This is a genomic window from Natribaculum luteum, assembly GCF_023008545.1.
Classification (GTDB): domain Archaea; phylum Halobacteriota; class Halobacteria; order Halobacteriales; family Natrialbaceae; genus Natribaculum; species Natribaculum luteum.
The window spans coordinates 67,718-79,804 of sequence record NZ_CP095397.1 but is presented as its reverse complement, the minus strand read 5'-3'; the positions used below and the strand labels follow the sequence as shown (position 1 = coordinate 79,804).

The 12,087-nt window shown below is 63.9% G+C and carries 21 protein-coding genes and 1 tRNA gene; 19 read left to right on the top strand and 3 right to left on the bottom strand.

Going from position 1 to position 12,087, the window contains the following annotated elements; translation table 11 throughout:
• Positions 1-9: 9 nt before the first annotated feature.
• From MU558_RS00465 to MU558_RS00455, 3 genes are all read right to left on the bottom strand, one after another.
• The gene (locus MU558_RS00465; protein ID WP_246970949.1) at positions 10-384 is read right to left on the bottom strand and encodes a HalOD1 output domain-containing protein; all 375 of its coding nucleotides are present in this window, start codon (positions 382-384) and stop codon (positions 10-12) included.
• 514 nt (positions 385-898) lie between these two features.
• Positions 899-969 (bottom strand) — tRNA-Gly (locus MU558_RS00460).
• Positions 970-1,231: 262 nt separating this feature from the next.
• Positions 1,232-1,747 (bottom strand): winged helix-turn-helix transcriptional regulator, encoded by a 516-nt coding sequence (locus MU558_RS00455; protein WP_246970947.1) that lies wholly within the window; start codon positions 1,745-1,747, stop codon positions 1,232-1,234.
• Positions 1,748-1,991: 244 nt separating this feature from the next.
• Between MU558_RS00455 and MU558_RS00450 the strand changes: the two genes are divergently transcribed.
• From MU558_RS00450 to MU558_RS00360, 19 genes are all read left to right on the top strand, one after another.
• Positions 1,992-2,330 (top strand): DUF7471 family protein, encoded by a 339-nt coding sequence (locus MU558_RS00450; RefSeq protein WP_246970944.1) that lies wholly within the window; start codon positions 1,992-1,994, stop codon positions 2,328-2,330.
• 150 nt (positions 2,331-2,480) lie between these two features.
• The gene (locus MU558_RS00445) at positions 2,481-3,359 is read left to right on the top strand and encodes a putative RNA uridine N3 methyltransferase (protein WP_246970941.1); all 879 of its coding nucleotides are present in this window, start codon (positions 2,481-2,483) and stop codon (positions 3,357-3,359) included.
• A 4-nt stretch (positions 3,360-3,363) separates the two neighbouring features.
• Entirely contained in the window at positions 3,364-4,383 is a 1,020-nt protein-coding gene (locus MU558_RS00440; protein WP_246970938.1) for a 50S ribosomal protein L3, read from the top strand.
• Positions 4,384-4,386: 3 nt separating this feature from the next.
• Positions 4,387-5,139 (top strand): 50S ribosomal protein L4, encoded by a 753-nt coding sequence (gene rpl4p, locus MU558_RS00435; RefSeq protein ID WP_246970936.1) that lies wholly within the window; start codon positions 4,387-4,389, stop codon positions 5,137-5,139.
• Positions 5,136-5,387: a 50S ribosomal protein L23 gene (locus tag MU558_RS00430; protein ID WP_246970934.1), complete on the top strand. Its 252-nt coding sequence runs from the start codon at positions 5,136-5,138 to the stop codon at positions 5,385-5,387. Before rpl4p ends, MU558_RS00430 begins: the two co-directional genes overlap by 4 nt.
• A 2-nt stretch (positions 5,388-5,389) precedes the next feature.
• A complete protein-coding gene (locus MU558_RS00425; protein ID WP_246970932.1) occupies positions 5,390-6,112 on the top strand; it encodes a 50S ribosomal protein L2 in 723 nt (240 codons plus the stop codon).
• Positions 6,109-6,534, top strand: coding sequence for a 30S ribosomal protein S19 (locus tag MU558_RS00420; protein ID WP_246970930.1), 426 nt, complete (start codon positions 6,109-6,111; stop codon positions 6,532-6,534). The genes MU558_RS00425 and MU558_RS00420 overlap by 4 nt, the downstream gene beginning before the upstream one ends.
• 7 nt (positions 6,535-6,541) lie before the next feature.
• Positions 6,542-7,024, top strand: a complete 483-nt coding sequence (locus MU558_RS00415) for a 50S ribosomal protein L22 (protein WP_246970928.1) — start codon at positions 6,542-6,544, stop codon at positions 7,022-7,024.
• Positions 7,024-7,959 (top strand): 30S ribosomal protein S3, encoded by a 936-nt coding sequence (locus MU558_RS00410; RefSeq protein ID WP_246970926.1) that lies wholly within the window; start codon positions 7,024-7,026, stop codon positions 7,957-7,959. The genes MU558_RS00415 and MU558_RS00410 overlap by 1 nt, the downstream gene beginning before the upstream one ends.
• Positions 7,959-8,177, top strand: coding sequence for a 50S ribosomal protein L29 (gene rpmC / locus MU558_RS00405; protein ID WP_246970923.1), 219 nt, complete (start codon positions 7,959-7,961; stop codon positions 8,175-8,177). Before MU558_RS00410 ends, rpmC begins: the two co-directional genes overlap by 1 nt.
• A gap of 1 nt (position 8,178) precedes the next feature.
• The gene (locus MU558_RS00400) at positions 8,179-8,586 is read left to right on the top strand and encodes a ribonuclease P protein component 1 (RefSeq protein ID WP_246970921.1); all 408 of its coding nucleotides are present in this window, start codon (positions 8,179-8,181) and stop codon (positions 8,584-8,586) included.
• On the top strand, positions 8,577-9,020 hold the full coding sequence (locus MU558_RS00395) for a 30S ribosomal protein S17 (RefSeq protein ID WP_246970919.1): 444 nt from the start codon (positions 8,577-8,579) through the stop codon (positions 9,018-9,020). The genes MU558_RS00400 and MU558_RS00395 overlap by 10 nt, the downstream gene beginning before the upstream one ends.
• A complete protein-coding gene (locus tag MU558_RS00390; RefSeq protein ID WP_246970917.1) occupies positions 9,020-9,418 on the top strand; it encodes a 50S ribosomal protein L14 in 399 nt (132 codons plus the stop codon). The genes MU558_RS00395 and MU558_RS00390 overlap by 1 nt, the downstream gene beginning before the upstream one ends.
• Entirely contained in the window at positions 9,415-9,771 is a 357-nt protein-coding gene (gene rplX, locus MU558_RS00385; RefSeq protein ID WP_246970915.1) for a 50S ribosomal protein L24, read from the top strand. Before MU558_RS00390 ends, rplX begins: the two co-directional genes overlap by 4 nt.
• Positions 9,768-10,472, top strand: coding sequence for a 30S ribosomal protein S4e (locus MU558_RS00380; RefSeq protein ID WP_246970913.1), 705 nt, complete (start codon positions 9,768-9,770; stop codon positions 10,470-10,472). Before rplX ends, MU558_RS00380 begins: the two co-directional genes overlap by 4 nt.
• Entirely contained in the window at positions 10,465-10,989 is a 525-nt protein-coding gene (locus MU558_RS00375) for a 50S ribosomal protein L5 (RefSeq protein ID WP_246970911.1), read from the top strand. The genes MU558_RS00380 and MU558_RS00375 overlap by 8 nt, the downstream gene beginning before the upstream one ends.
• Positions 10,986-11,162, top strand: coding sequence for a 30S ribosomal protein S14 (locus tag MU558_RS00370; RefSeq protein WP_246970909.1), 177 nt, complete (start codon positions 10,986-10,988; stop codon positions 11,160-11,162). The genes MU558_RS00375 and MU558_RS00370 overlap by 4 nt, the downstream gene beginning before the upstream one ends.
• Entirely contained in the window at positions 11,159-11,551 is a 393-nt protein-coding gene (locus tag MU558_RS00365; protein ID WP_246970907.1) for a 30S ribosomal protein S8, read from the top strand. The genes MU558_RS00370 and MU558_RS00365 overlap by 4 nt, the downstream gene beginning before the upstream one ends.
• 2 nt (positions 11,552-11,553) lie before the next feature.
• Complete coding sequence (locus MU558_RS00360) at positions 11,554-12,087, top strand: 50S ribosomal protein L6 (protein WP_246970904.1); 534 nt, start codon at positions 11,554-11,556, stop codon at positions 12,085-12,087.

Here is a 12,087-nt window from a genome sequence, read left to right as displayed (position 1 = left end):
GTGGCCGGACTACCGTCGTCTGCGGCCGTCGTCAGCGGGGAGGGGTGGGCGGGAGGCGTCAGCGGGCGGGTACACGAAGATGTCGCCGTTCGCGTACACGTAGACGTCGTGATCGAGGGCGGTGAACGCGACGTGTCCGATCGTTCGCTCCGATCCGTCGGCTTTCGAGCCGAAGATGTGCTCGAGTGCGTCCGGATCGACGCAGTCGTACAGCGAGAACTCGCCCTGGGTGACGTTGATGTCCGCGATGGCTGCGAGCCCGTGTACGATCGTCGTCGTTAACGTCGCGCTACCGTCCTCGTCGTAGTGGAGGACGTACCGATCGTTCGCTCGGTCGTACCGGGGACCGTACTGCTCGTCCGTGGAAGATACTTTCGTTTGCATTGCGATTCCTATCGTTCAATCGTCCATTGATGCGTAGAGACTCATACTACAAAAGTCAATCGGCGACGAGATTAGTGACCGAACGTTACATTCGTGATGTCATTACTATCGTTCACACATGGCTTTCAGCAAGTTAATACTGTTTCGACGGCCGAACTCTCGGTTGCCGACGACGACACAGACGTGTGAAACCCTGACGAAATACGTTGTTACTCGAGTGCGAGCGCCGACGCTCGCGGGTAATCAATTCTTTCTCGGCTGGTCGGCTCTGGTCGGCCCCCCCGAGTCGTTTCTCGGGTGGGACACTCGAGACGCGTATCGCGGTCGCTCGTGGGATTGAATTCAGAGAAGTGCGCTGGCTGGGATTTGAACCACACCGAGACGCTCCGGGCGTGTGGCTCGCTTCGCTCGCCATTCCGGGCTGCGACTCGTCTGATTCAAATTCAAAGCCGATCTATCCGAACACGAATACTCGCGTTGCTACGCAACGCTCGTGACGTTGTGTTCGGAGAAATGCGCTGGCTGGGATTTGAACCCAGGTTGTGACCATGGCAAGGTCACGTGATACCACTACACTACCAGCGCCCTACTTCCTTGCTGCACTCTCATCTAATTCGGCATGGATGTATAAGGGTTGCGAATCGGTCGGGCTGTGGATGGCGACGACGTATCATACCAGATCGCCGATTCGATTCTTTCGAATTCGCATCAGACAGCTATCGTACCGCTGTCTCGTGGTTTCGTGGCGCTCCTCGAGTCGCTCGTGGGTCGTGATGACAACCTGCGAGACGAGACGTGAGAAGCAGCCGGTAGCAAACGGTGTCAGCCGAAGAACGCGCGCGACTGGCTACTGTTCTGGCTCGAGTGCGTCGTCGACCAGCGCCATGAACCGATCGACGAGGCGGTCGACGGTCGACGGCGTGACCTCCTCGAGGAGGTCTCTGGTCTCGTCGGGCCGGGTCAGGTCGAGGATGACCCCCTCTGCGGTGTGGCGTTTCCTGACGACGTCCTGTTCGATGAGGCGATTCAAGTGCCACTCGAGTGTGCTCCGGGCGATGCCGATCGAGTCTGCCACGTCGTCGGGCCGGGCAGGACCGTTGGCGAGCAGATAGCAGAGGAGTTCGCGGCTGGTTTCGCGGCGGAACAGAGCGATGGCGGCCCGCTCCCATTCCGAGTACGTCGGCGGATAGTAGTGGGTCTGCCCGTAGACGTGCTCGTCGACGATCTCGCTGGCACGGCTGAGTTTGCGGACGTGGTACTGTACCTGTCCCGACGCGAGGTCGAGCTCGCGCACGAGCGCGTTGAAGTGAATGCCGGGATTGGATTCGATGTAGTCGTGGATCTGTCGGCGCGTATCTGTCATGGGTCAGCTCTCAGGGTCGGTCCGTATGCGTGGCCGAGAGCGCAGTCGCGGTAGACGTTGGGGACGTCGACCACCGACGAGATCGACTGCCATCGGTGGCTGGTCGCTCTTGGCCGTTATGCGAATCTTGTAACCTCTTTAGAGTAGGTCTGACGCGCATTTTCACTGCGTGGGAATCGGAAGACAGGTTAATGTCGAGTTAGTACGAGAACCAACATTGAAAATCGTCGAGTGCTGGTGGCGAATGTTCGGCGTTATCGATGCGACGATGCCGCTCGGTGCCTACCCGGAAGTGAGCGGGTCACCCCTGCTGATTTCGGTGATACTGCTGGCTGCGAGTGGGACTGGTGCGCTGTTCGTCGTCGGACTCTTCGCATGGTACAGACGCCGAAGCGTCACCTACCTGCTGATCACGACGGCGCTTGGACTCCTCGTACTGCGCGCCGTCGTCGGACTCGGAACGGTGATGGAACTGGTGCCGATGTTCGTCCACCACCTGACTGCACACCTGTTCGACTTCCTGATCTCGCTTTTGCTGCTCGGTGCGGTGTTCGTCGGTCGGAGGGAACGTCGACGATCGTGACCGTCTCTCGTTCTATCGTGACCGTGCCCCGAATTATCACGAATTCTGGACTGTGAACCGCTCACACCCGGAAACGAATCCGCTACCCTTTTAAGACCCTGTACGCAAGAATCGCTACAGTCTAGTGACGAGGCGCCGAAGCGTCACGGCATGACCGTCAGCGTACTCGTGCCGTCGTCGCTCGCTCGAGAAGCCGAGGACAAACGCGAGGCGACTCGCAAACTCGGCTACGTCGCCCGCGCGGCGACGATCTTCCGGGCTGATCGCCTGGTCGTCTTCCCCGATCGGGACGGCGAATCCGGGCGATTCGACGGCGGGTTCGTAAGCACCGTACTGCGGTACGCCGCGACGCCACCGTACCTCCGAAAGGAGGCGTGGGGCAAGCGGGACGAACTGGAGTACGCGGGCGTCTTGCCGCCGCTCCGCGCCATGTCACAGACCGGCTCCGAATCGAACGGTTTGGGGTCGTTAAGACAAGGAATCGTGACCGAGGTCGGACCTGATCAACGCGTGCGGGTCAATTGCGGCTTGCAACACCCGATCTCACTCGTCGTCCCGCCAAAAATGGCGGTCGACGAGGGAGAGCGCGTGACCGTCAGGATCTCTTCGCGACGACCGGTCCGGGCAAAGCTCGTCGACGAGCCCCTCCCGGGGTTTGCAGTCGAGCAGACGGACCTCTCCGCAGCACTCGGCCGTGAGGACGCCGGCGTCTGTATCGCCGCCTCCCGATTCGGTGAGGAACTCACCGTGGGACGGCTCGAGACGCTGGCCGGGCGCGTCGACCGCGACGGGATGACCGTCGCGTTCGGCGCACCCGAGCGAGGGCTGCCGGACATCCTCGGAGTCGAGGCGTCGACCGTCGGCGTCGACCCAGCGGGGCGACGAGACGGCGACGACAGCAACGTCGAACCCACAGCGGATCCGGGGTTCGACCTCTGGTTGAATACGGTTCCGAACCAGGGCAGCGAGGTGGTGCGAACGGAGGAAGCGATGTTCGCCACCCTCGCTGCTCTCTCACTGAGAGCGTGATAGAATGCCACAACAACACGCACCACGCAAAGGCTCACTCGGGTTCGGCCCACGGAAGCGGGCGACCAGCGAGGTCCCTCGCTTTAACTCGTGGCCGGACGACGAAGGACAGCCGACGCTCCAGGGCTTCGCGGGCTACAAGGCCGGCATGACCCACGTGGTGATGATCGACGACGAGGCTAACTCGCCGACTGAAGGGATGGAACAGACCATCCCCGTCACTATCGTGGAGACGCCGCCGATGCGCGCCGTCGCCCTGCGTGCGTACGAAGACACGCCGTATGGAATGAAGCCGCTAACCGAGGTCTGGACCGACGAGTTCGCTCCCGAACTCGACCGCGTCCTGGACCTTCCCGGAGACGACTACGACGCAGACGCCGCGGAGGACGAACTCCGTGGCTACCTCGAGGGGGGTCGCGTCGCGGACGTGCGGGTCATCACCCACACTGTTCCCGGCGAGATCCAGTCGGTGCCGAAGAAGAAACCCGACGTGATGGAGACCCGTGTCGGCGGCGGCTCGATCGACGAGCGCGTCGACTTCGCACTCGAGGTCCTCGCCGACGGCGGCGAACACGTCATGAACGACGTGTTCCGCGCCGGCGAGTATCTCGACGCGAGCGGCGTCACGAAGGGGAAAGGGACCCAGGGTCCCGTCAAACGCTGGGGCGTCCAGAAACGCAAGGGCAAACACGCCCGGCAGGGCTGGCGCCGCCGCATCGGGAACCTCGGCCCCTGGAACCCAAGCCGCGTCCGCTCGACGGTCCCCCAGCAGGGGCAGACCGGCTACCACCAGCGGACGGAACTGAACAAGCGCCTCATCGACATCGGTGACGGCGCGGACGCGACGGTCGACGGCGGCTTCGTCAACTACGGCGAAGTCGACGGCCCGTACGCGTTGATCAAGGGCTCGCTCCCCGGGCCACAGAAGCGTCTCGTGCGCTTCCGCCCGGCGATCCGACCCGGAGACCAGCCGCGCCTCGATCCCGAGGTTCGGTACGTCTCCACCGCATCTAACCAGGGATAAGCCATGGACGCAACAGTACGCGACCTGGACGGTGCCGACGCGGGAACGGTCGAGCTCCCGGCGATCTTCGAGACCCAGTATCGCCCGGACCTCATCGCCCGCGCCGTTCGCGCCGCCCAGGCCAACCGAAAACAGGACTACGGCGCCGACGAGTTCGCCGGCCTTCGAACGCCGGCCGAGTCGTTCGGCAGCGGTCGCGGTCAGGCACACGTCCCCCGACAGAACGGGCGCGGTCGCCGCGTCCCCCAGACCGTCAGTGGGCGACGGGCCCACCCGCCGAAAGCCGAGAAGGACTGGACTGAATCGCTCAACACGAAAGAGAAGAAGCTGGCCGTTCGCAGCGCCATCGCTGCGACGACCGACGCCGACCTCGTCGCCGAGCGCGGCCACGAGTTCGACGACGACGCCGAACTGCCGGTCGTCGTCGACGACGAGTTCGAAGACCTACAGAAGACGAAGGAAGTCGTCGCGTTCCTCGAGGACGCCGGCCTCGCGGACGACATCGAACGCGCCGACGAGGGTCGCAGCGTCCGCTCGGGTCGCGGGAAAACCCGCGGTCGCAAGTACAAGACGCCGAAGTCGATCCTCTTCGTCACCTCGAGCGAGACCGGCCCGTCGAAGGCGGCCCGGAACCTCGCCGGAGCCGACGTCGCGACGGCGGCGGAGGTCAACGCCGAAGACCTCGCACCTGGCGCACAGCCGGGTCGGCTGACTGTCTGGACCGAAAGCGCACTCGAGGAGGTGGCAGACCGATGAGCGTGATCGACTACCCACTCGTGACCGAGAAAGCGATGAACGACATGGACTTCGAGAACAAGCTCCAGTTCATCGTCGACGTCGACGCCGCCAAACCCGAGATCGCAGCGGCTGTCGAGTCGCAGTTCGACGTCTCGGTCGAGAAGGTCAACACACAGGTAACGATGGACGGAACGAAGAAAGCAACCGTCAGACTCTCTGAGGACGACGACGCCCAGGAAGTCGCCTCGCGGATCGGGGTGTTCTAACGATGGGACGACGCATCCTCGGACAACGACGCGGACGCGGCACGCCCACGTTCCGGGCGCCGTCGCACCGCTACAAGGCGAAGCTCGACCACAAAAAAGAAGAAGACGACGACGTCGTGCGTGGCACGGTCGTCGACATCGAGCACGACCCCGCTCGCTCGGCGCCCGTCGCGGCCGTCGAGTTCGAAGACGGCGACCAGCGACTCGTCCTCGCTCCCGAGGGCGTCGCGGTCGGCGACGAGATCCAGGTCGGCATCTCCGCGGAGATCAAGCCGGGCAACACGCTCCCGCTCGCGGAGATCCCCGAAGGGGTGCCGGTCTGTAACGTCGAGGCCAAGCCGGGCGACGGCGGCAAGTTCGCCCGGTCGTCGGGCGTCAACGCGGACCTGATCACCCACGATCGGGACGCCGCGGTCGTCCAGCTGCCAAGCGGCGAAGTCAAGCGGCTCGACCCGCAGTGTCGCGCCACGATCGGCGTCGTCGCCGGCGGTGGCCGCACCGAGAAGCCGTTCGTCAAGGCAGGGAACAAATATCACAAGATGCGTGCACGCGGCACGAAGTGGCCGCGCGTTCGCGGGGTCGCGATGAACGCCGTCGACCACCCCTTCGGTGGTGGCGGTCGCCAGCACCCCGGTCGCCCCAAGTCCGTCTCGCGGGACGCTCCGCCGGGACGGAAGGTCGGCGACATCTCCTCGCGCCGTACCGGCCGAGGTGGTAACAAATGAGTCAGGAGTACAGAACCGGCCGCGAAGGTGAGGAGTTCACCTACCGCGGCTACACGCTCGACGAGCTGCAGGAGATGGAGCTCGAGGAAGTCGCGGAACTGCTGCCCGCACGCAAGCGGCGAAGTATCGAACGTGGGCTCGGCGTCGAGCACCAGAAGCTGCTCGAGAAGGCCCGCGAGAAAGACGAGCAAGAGACCGCCAACTCGCCGATCCGGACGCACCTGCGCGACATGCCGGTGGTGCCGGCGTTTGTCGGACTGACCTTCGAAGTGTACAACGGTCAGGCCTTCGAGCGCGTCAGAGTCGAACCCGAGATGCTCGGCCACTACCTCGGCGAGTTCCAGTTGACCCGCAAGTCCGTCGAACACGGACAGGCGGGGATCGGCGCGACCCGCTCGTCGAAGTTCGTCCCACTGAAGTGATCTACGCATGGGAATCAACTACTCGGTCGACGCGGATCCGGACACCACCGCGAAAGCGATGCTCCGGGAGCGTCACATGAGTCACAAGCACAGCAAGGAGATCGCCCGCGAGATCAAAGGGCGAACCGTCGGCGAGGCTGTCGAGTACCTCGAGGCCGTCGTCGCCGGCGAGCGCTCGGTCCCGTTCAAGTCGCACAACACCGGCGTCGGTCACCGATCGGACGTCGACGGCTGGGACGCCGGCCGCTACCCCGAGAAGGCGAGCAAGGCGTTCCTCGAACTCCTCGAGAACGTCACCGCCAACGCGGACCACCAGGGCTTCGACGGCGAGTCGATGGAGATCGCTCACGTCGCCGCCCACAAGGTCGGCGAGTCGGTCGGCCGCAAGCCCCGCGCGATGGGGCGTGCGTCGGCGTGGAACACGCCGCAGGTCGACGTCGAGATCGTCGTCGAGGAGCCGGAGGACGAACGAGCGGAGGGTGACGACTAATGGCAGACGAACACCAGTTCATCCAGGACGGCCTGCAGCGGTCACAGATCGACGAGTTCTTCGCAGAAGAACTCGGTCGCGCAGGCTACGGCGGTATGGACGTCGCCAAGACGCCGATGGGAACCCAGATCGTCCTCAAAGCGGAGAAGCCGGGGATGGTCATCGGCAAAGGCGGTGAGAACATTCGGAAGGTCACCAGCGAACTCGAGGAGCGGTTCGACCTCGACGATCCGCAGATCGACGTCCAGGAGGTCGACGAACCCGACCTGAACGCACGTATCGTCGCGGATCGGCTGGCGAACGCACTCGAGCGCGGCTGGTACTTCCGGAAGGCCGGCCACACCACGCTCGAGCGGATCATGGACGCCGGTGCCCTCGGTGCGGAGATCGTCCTCTCCGGGAAGGTCACGGGTGCGCGCTCGCGCGTCGAGAAGTTCAACGCGGGCTACATCAAGCACAACGGCGAACCCGCCGAGGAGATCGTCGACGAGGGCCAGGGCGTCGCCGTCATGAAGCTCGGGACCATCGGCGTGACGGTCAAGATCATCCCGCCGGGAGCCGAGCTGCCCGACGACTTCCGTATCCACGAGGACATGGACCCCGAGGAAGTCGTCCCCGAGGCCGTCGAGGCCAACGAGGGCGTCGAGGAACTGCTCGAGGCCGAACCCGAGGCCGAGGCCGAGGAGGTCGAGAAGGCTGAAGCGGAAGCGGAAGCCGAAGCTGAAGCTGAAGCCGCCGACGAGGAAGTCGTCGAGGAAGTCATCGAGGACGAACTCGAGGGCGACGAAGACGAGGAGTTCGAGGACGTCGACGTGCCGACCGACGAGGACGTCGAGGAGGACCTCGAGGAACTCGAAGAGGACGTCGAGGCCGAAGCTGAAGAACTCGTCGCCGAGATGGAAGAGGAAGACGAAGACGAGGGAGGTGAGGACTGATGGCGATTCTCCACACCGAAGAGATCCGCGACATGACGCCCGCAGAACGCGAGGCGGAACTCGAGGAACTCGAGACGGAACTGCTGAACGCCAAAGCAGTCCTCGCAGCCGGCGGCGCGCCGGAGAACCCGGGCGAAATTGGCGAGCTGAAACGCACCATCGCGCGGATCAAGACGATCCAGCGCGAAGAGGGCGACCTCGAAGAAGCAGACGAATAATATGGCACTGACACCCGAGACGCTGCCGCGACACGAACTCAACGGCCTGCCCGTGCGAGTCGCCGAGAGCGACGACCCCGGGACGGTCGGACTCGAGGGGATCGTCGTCATCGAGACGACGAACACCCTCCAGATAGAGGTTCGTGACGACGGCGGCTCTCGGGTGGTACAGGTGCCGAAATCGGGCTCGGTATTCGAGTTCGCGATCACAGATGACGCCGCCGATCTCGAGAAGGGATCGGGGACCACGTTCAAACTGGCCGACTCCCAACCCGATTCGTCCGGACTGCACTCGGACGAATCGGACCGAGCTGGCGAGGGCGTGGCCTACGTTACGGTCGATGGATCGCGGCTGCTCTCACGACCCGCCCGACGCACCGAAACGAACGGTGATTCACCATGGCAATAGGACTGGACGTAGAAACCCCTCCGGAACCTGAAAACCCGGAGGAATACGACTACGAGAAGTGTCCGTTCTACGGCGAGCTGTCCGTTCGAGGTCAGATCCTCGAGGGCACCGTCGTCTCGACGGACATGGACAAGACCGTAGTCGTCGAACGAGAGTACGATGTGGCGGTTCCGAAGTACAACCGCTACATGAAACGTCGCTCGCGCATTCCGGCACACGTGCCGGGCGTGCTCGAGCCGCTCTCGGTCGGTGACACGGTCAAGATCGCAGAGTGCCGACCACTGTCGAAGACCAAATCGCACGTGGTCGTCGAAGTAACCGAAGAAGCGACTGCGGAAGACATCGCCGAACTGACCCGCCAGGCCGAACCCGAGCGGGAACTCGCGAGCGGCGACGTCACCGAAGGCGCAGAAGAAAACGCGGGTGATCAGTGATGGAGGCGATGAAAGCCGACGTCACGCAGGGTCTGAAGAAGGGCTCGCTGGTCACCTGTGCCGACAACACGGGCGCGCGAGAGCTGAAGGTCATCAGTGTCTCGGGCTACCACGGCACCAAGAACCGCCAGCCGAAGGCGGGGATCGGTGACAAAGTGACCGTCTCGGTCACGAAGGGTACCCCCGAGATGCGCCGGCAGGTCCTCGAGGCCGTCATCGTCCGCCAGCGGAAACCGATCCGCCGGCCGGACGGCACGCGGCTGAAGTTCGAGGACAACGCGGCGGTCATCGTCGACGAGAACGAAGAGCCCCGTGGCACGGAGATCAAGGGCCCGATCGCCCGCGAGGTCGCAGAGCGCTTCGGAGCAATCGCGAGTACAGCTACGATGATCGTATGACCCGACAACCACGCAAACAGCGAAACAACGCAGAGCGTGCCCCGCTGCACCAGCGACAGAAGCAGCTTCACGCGACCCTCTCCGAGGAGCTCCGCGAGGAGTACGACACACGTCGAACCCGCGTCAACGCGGGCGACACGGTCGAAGTCATGCGCGGCGACTTCGCCGGAGAGGAAGGTGAAGTGCTGAACGTCGATCTCAGAGAGGAGGTCATCCACGTCGAGGACGTCACGATCGAGACGGCCGACGGGGAGGAAGTCCCCCGGCCGCTCGAGCCGTCGAACGTCCGGATCACGGACCTCGACCTCGAGGACGACCGTCGCGAGGCACGCCTCGAAGGTGATAACGAATGACGAACCACCAGAAGCGACTCTCGGTACCGAAGTCCTGGCCGGTCGAGCGCAAGACCGACACCTTCACCGTGAAAGCCGGCGCCGGCCCACACGGTGAGGACGGCGTCCCGCTGCTCATCTTGCTGCGGGACGTGCTCGGCCACGTCGACTCCCGGAAGGAAGCGCGCTACGCGCTCAGTCAGGACGCGATCCTCGTCAACGGCCAGCCGGTCAACGACGAGGGCCGTCCGATCGGGATGTTCGACATCATCGCGCTCGAGGGACTCGAAGAGTACTACCGCGTCTTCCCGGACGAGGGCGGACGGCTCGCACTGACGCCGATCGACGCCGACGCCGCGGACAGCCGCCTCGGCAAGGTCGAAGACAAGCGCCAGGTCAAAGGCGGCGACACGCAGCTGTCGCTACACGACGGAACGAACGTCACCGTCGACTCCGAGGAGTACGGCGCGAAAGACTCGGTCGTCATCGACAACGAGAACAAGGAAATCGTTGCCCACTTCCCCTACGAGGAGGGGGCGCTCGTGACCGCCGTACGCGGCAACCACGCCGGCAAGATCGGCGAGATCGCGTCGATCGACGTCACGCTCGGCAGTGGCTCGAACACCGTCACCGTCGAGACCGACGACGGCGAGTTCGAGACGATCGAGGAGTACGTCGTCGTCATCGACGAGAACTTCGTCGGAGGTGAGGACGATGAGTGAAGCCGAGGCCGACTTCCACGAGATGCGCGAACCGCGCGTCGAGAAGGTCGTCGTCCACATGGGCGTCGGTCAGGGTGGCCGCGACCTCGGCCGTGCCGAGGACATCATCGAAGACGTCACCGGCCAGCAGAGCGTCCGCACCCAGGCGAAACGAACCGAACCCGACTTCGGCATTCGCCAGGGCGAGCCCATCGGCACGAAGGTCACGCTTCGCGGTGAGGACGCCTCCGAGTTCCTCGAGACCGCCCTGCCGCTTGCGGACCTCTCGTCGAATCAGTTCGACGAGACGGGCAACTTCAGTTTCGGTATCGAGGAGCACACGGACTTCCCGAGCCAGGAGTACGACCCGAACGTCGGGATCTACGGACTGGACGTCACCGTCAACCTGGTGCGCCCGGGATACCGCGTCACCAAACGCGACAAGGCGTCCCGATCGATTCCGTCGAAACACCGCCTCACTCCCGAGGACGCGATCGCGTTCCTCGAGGCGAACTTCGACGTGGAGGTCACAGAATGAGCGAAAGCGAGAACGAGCAGACGGGCGAACACGCCACGAAGCGAACGGGCCAGGACGAAGAGTGCCCACGCTGTGGCCGCAAGCAGGGGTTGGTCGGTAAGTACGACATCAACCTCTGTCGGCAGTGCTTCCGCGAGATCGCCCGCGACATGGGATTCAAGAAGTACAGATGACAGGGAACGATCCACTCAGCAACGCGCTCTCGGGGCTCGACAACGCCGAGAGCGTCGGGCATCTCACCCACGAGGTACAGCCCGCCTCGAACGAGATCGGCAGCGTACTCGAGGTCTTCTACGACCGCGGGTACATCGACGGCTTCGAGTTCGTCGACGACGGCAAAGCCGGTCGATTCGAGGTCGAACTGACAGGAGCGATCAACGAGTGCGGCCCCGTCAAGCCCCGTTACTCGGCCGGCGCCGACGACTTCGAGAAGTGGGAGAAGCGATACCTCCCGGCTCGAGACTTCGGCGCGCTCGTCGTCACGACGAGCAGTGGCATCATGAGCCACTACGAGGCCCGAGAGCAGGGGATTGGGGGCCAGGTGATCGCGTACGTCTACTAACCATGCGAGTTGAACTCGAAATACCCGAGGACGTAACCGCCGAGGTAGACCACCTCGATCTGACCGTCGAGGGACCGAACGGCAGCGTCATGCGCCGTCTCTGGTACCCCGATGTCTCCGTCGAGGTCGAAGACGACCACGTGGTCATCGAGAGCGACGCCGACGACGCGAAGACGAACTCGACCGTCGGCACGTTCGAGAGCCACGTCGAAAACGCCTTCCACGGCGTGACCGAGGGCTGGGAGTACGAGATGGAAGTCTTCTACTCTCACTTCCCGATGCAGGTCCGCGTCGAAGGTGAGGAGGTCGTCATCGAGAACTTCCTTGGCGAGAAGGCAGAGCGACGAACGACTATCCACGGTGACACCGACGTCTCCGTCGACGGCGAACAGCTGACGCTGTCGGGCCCGAACAAAGAGCACGTCGGGCAGACCGCCGCCGACATCGAGCAGTTGACGAAGGTGAAAGGCAAGGACACCCGCGTCTTCCAGGACGGCGTCTACATCACCCAGAAGCCACAGAAAGGAGGTGCCTGA

What these genes read in the sequence shown, in the direction of transcription:
- MU558_RS00410 (WP_246970926.1), top strand. Translation starts at nt 7,024, where the DNA reads ATGGCAGACGAACACCAGTTCATCCAGGACGGCCTGCAGCGGTCACAG.
- MU558_RS00440 (WP_246970938.1), top strand. Translation starts at nt 3,364, where the DNA reads ATGCCACAACAACACGCACCACGCAAAGGCTCACTCGGGTTCGGCCCA.
- MU558_RS00395 (WP_246970919.1), top strand. Translation starts at nt 8,577, where the DNA reads ATGGCAATAGGACTGGACGTAGAAACCCCTCCGGAACCTGAAAACCCG.
- rplX (WP_246970915.1), top strand. Translation starts at nt 9,415, where the DNA reads ATGACCCGACAACCACGCAAACAGCGAAACAACGCAGAGCGTGCCCCG.
- MU558_RS00420 (WP_246970930.1), top strand. Translation starts at nt 6,109, where the DNA reads ATGAGTCAGGAGTACAGAACCGGCCGCGAAGGTGAGGAGTTCACCTAC.
- MU558_RS00425 (WP_246970932.1), top strand. Translation starts at nt 5,390, where the DNA reads ATGGGACGACGCATCCTCGGACAACGACGCGGACGCGGCACGCCCACG.
- MU558_RS00375 (WP_246970911.1), top strand. Translation starts at nt 10,465, where the DNA reads ATGAGTGAAGCCGAGGCCGACTTCCACGAGATGCGCGAACCGCGCGTC.
- MU558_RS00365 (WP_246970907.1), top strand. Translation starts at nt 11,159, where the DNA reads ATGACAGGGAACGATCCACTCAGCAACGCGCTCTCGGGGCTCGACAAC.
- rpmC (WP_246970923.1), top strand. Translation starts at nt 7,959, where the DNA reads ATGGCGATTCTCCACACCGAAGAGATCCGCGACATGACGCCCGCAGAA.
- MU558_RS00450 (WP_246970944.1), top strand. Translation starts at nt 1,992, where the DNA reads ATGTTCGGCGTTATCGATGCGACGATGCCGCTCGGTGCCTACCCGGAA.
- MU558_RS00360 (WP_246970904.1), top strand. Translation starts at nt 11,554, where the DNA reads ATGCGAGTTGAACTCGAAATACCCGAGGACGTAACCGCCGAGGTAGAC.
- MU558_RS00370 (WP_246970909.1), top strand. Translation starts at nt 10,986, where the DNA reads ATGAGCGAAAGCGAGAACGAGCAGACGGGCGAACACGCCACGAAGCGA.
- MU558_RS00430 (WP_246970934.1), top strand. Translation starts at nt 5,136, where the DNA reads ATGAGCGTGATCGACTACCCACTCGTGACCGAGAAAGCGATGAACGAC.
- rpl4p (WP_246970936.1), top strand. Translation starts at nt 4,387, where the DNA reads ATGGACGCAACAGTACGCGACCTGGACGGTGCCGACGCGGGAACGGTC.
- MU558_RS00380 (WP_246970913.1), top strand. Translation starts at nt 9,768, where the DNA reads ATGACGAACCACCAGAAGCGACTCTCGGTACCGAAGTCCTGGCCGGTC.
- MU558_RS00415 (WP_246970928.1), top strand. Translation starts at nt 6,542, where the DNA reads ATGGGAATCAACTACTCGGTCGACGCGGATCCGGACACCACCGCGAAA.
- MU558_RS00400 (WP_246970921.1), top strand. Translation starts at nt 8,179, where the DNA reads ATGGCACTGACACCCGAGACGCTGCCGCGACACGAACTCAACGGCCTG.
- MU558_RS00445 (WP_246970941.1), top strand. Translation starts at nt 2,481, where the DNA reads ATGACCGTCAGCGTACTCGTGCCGTCGTCGCTCGCTCGAGAAGCCGAG.
- MU558_RS00465 (WP_246970949.1), bottom strand. Translation starts at nt 384, where the DNA reads ATGCAAACGAAAGTATCTTCCACGGACGAGCAGTACGGTCCCCGGTAC.
- MU558_RS00390 (WP_246970917.1), top strand. Translation starts at nt 9,020, where the DNA reads ATGGAGGCGATGAAAGCCGACGTCACGCAGGGTCTGAAGAAGGGCTCG.
- MU558_RS00455 (WP_246970947.1), bottom strand. Translation starts at nt 1,747, where the DNA reads ATGACAGATACGCGCCGACAGATCCACGACTACATCGAATCCAATCCC.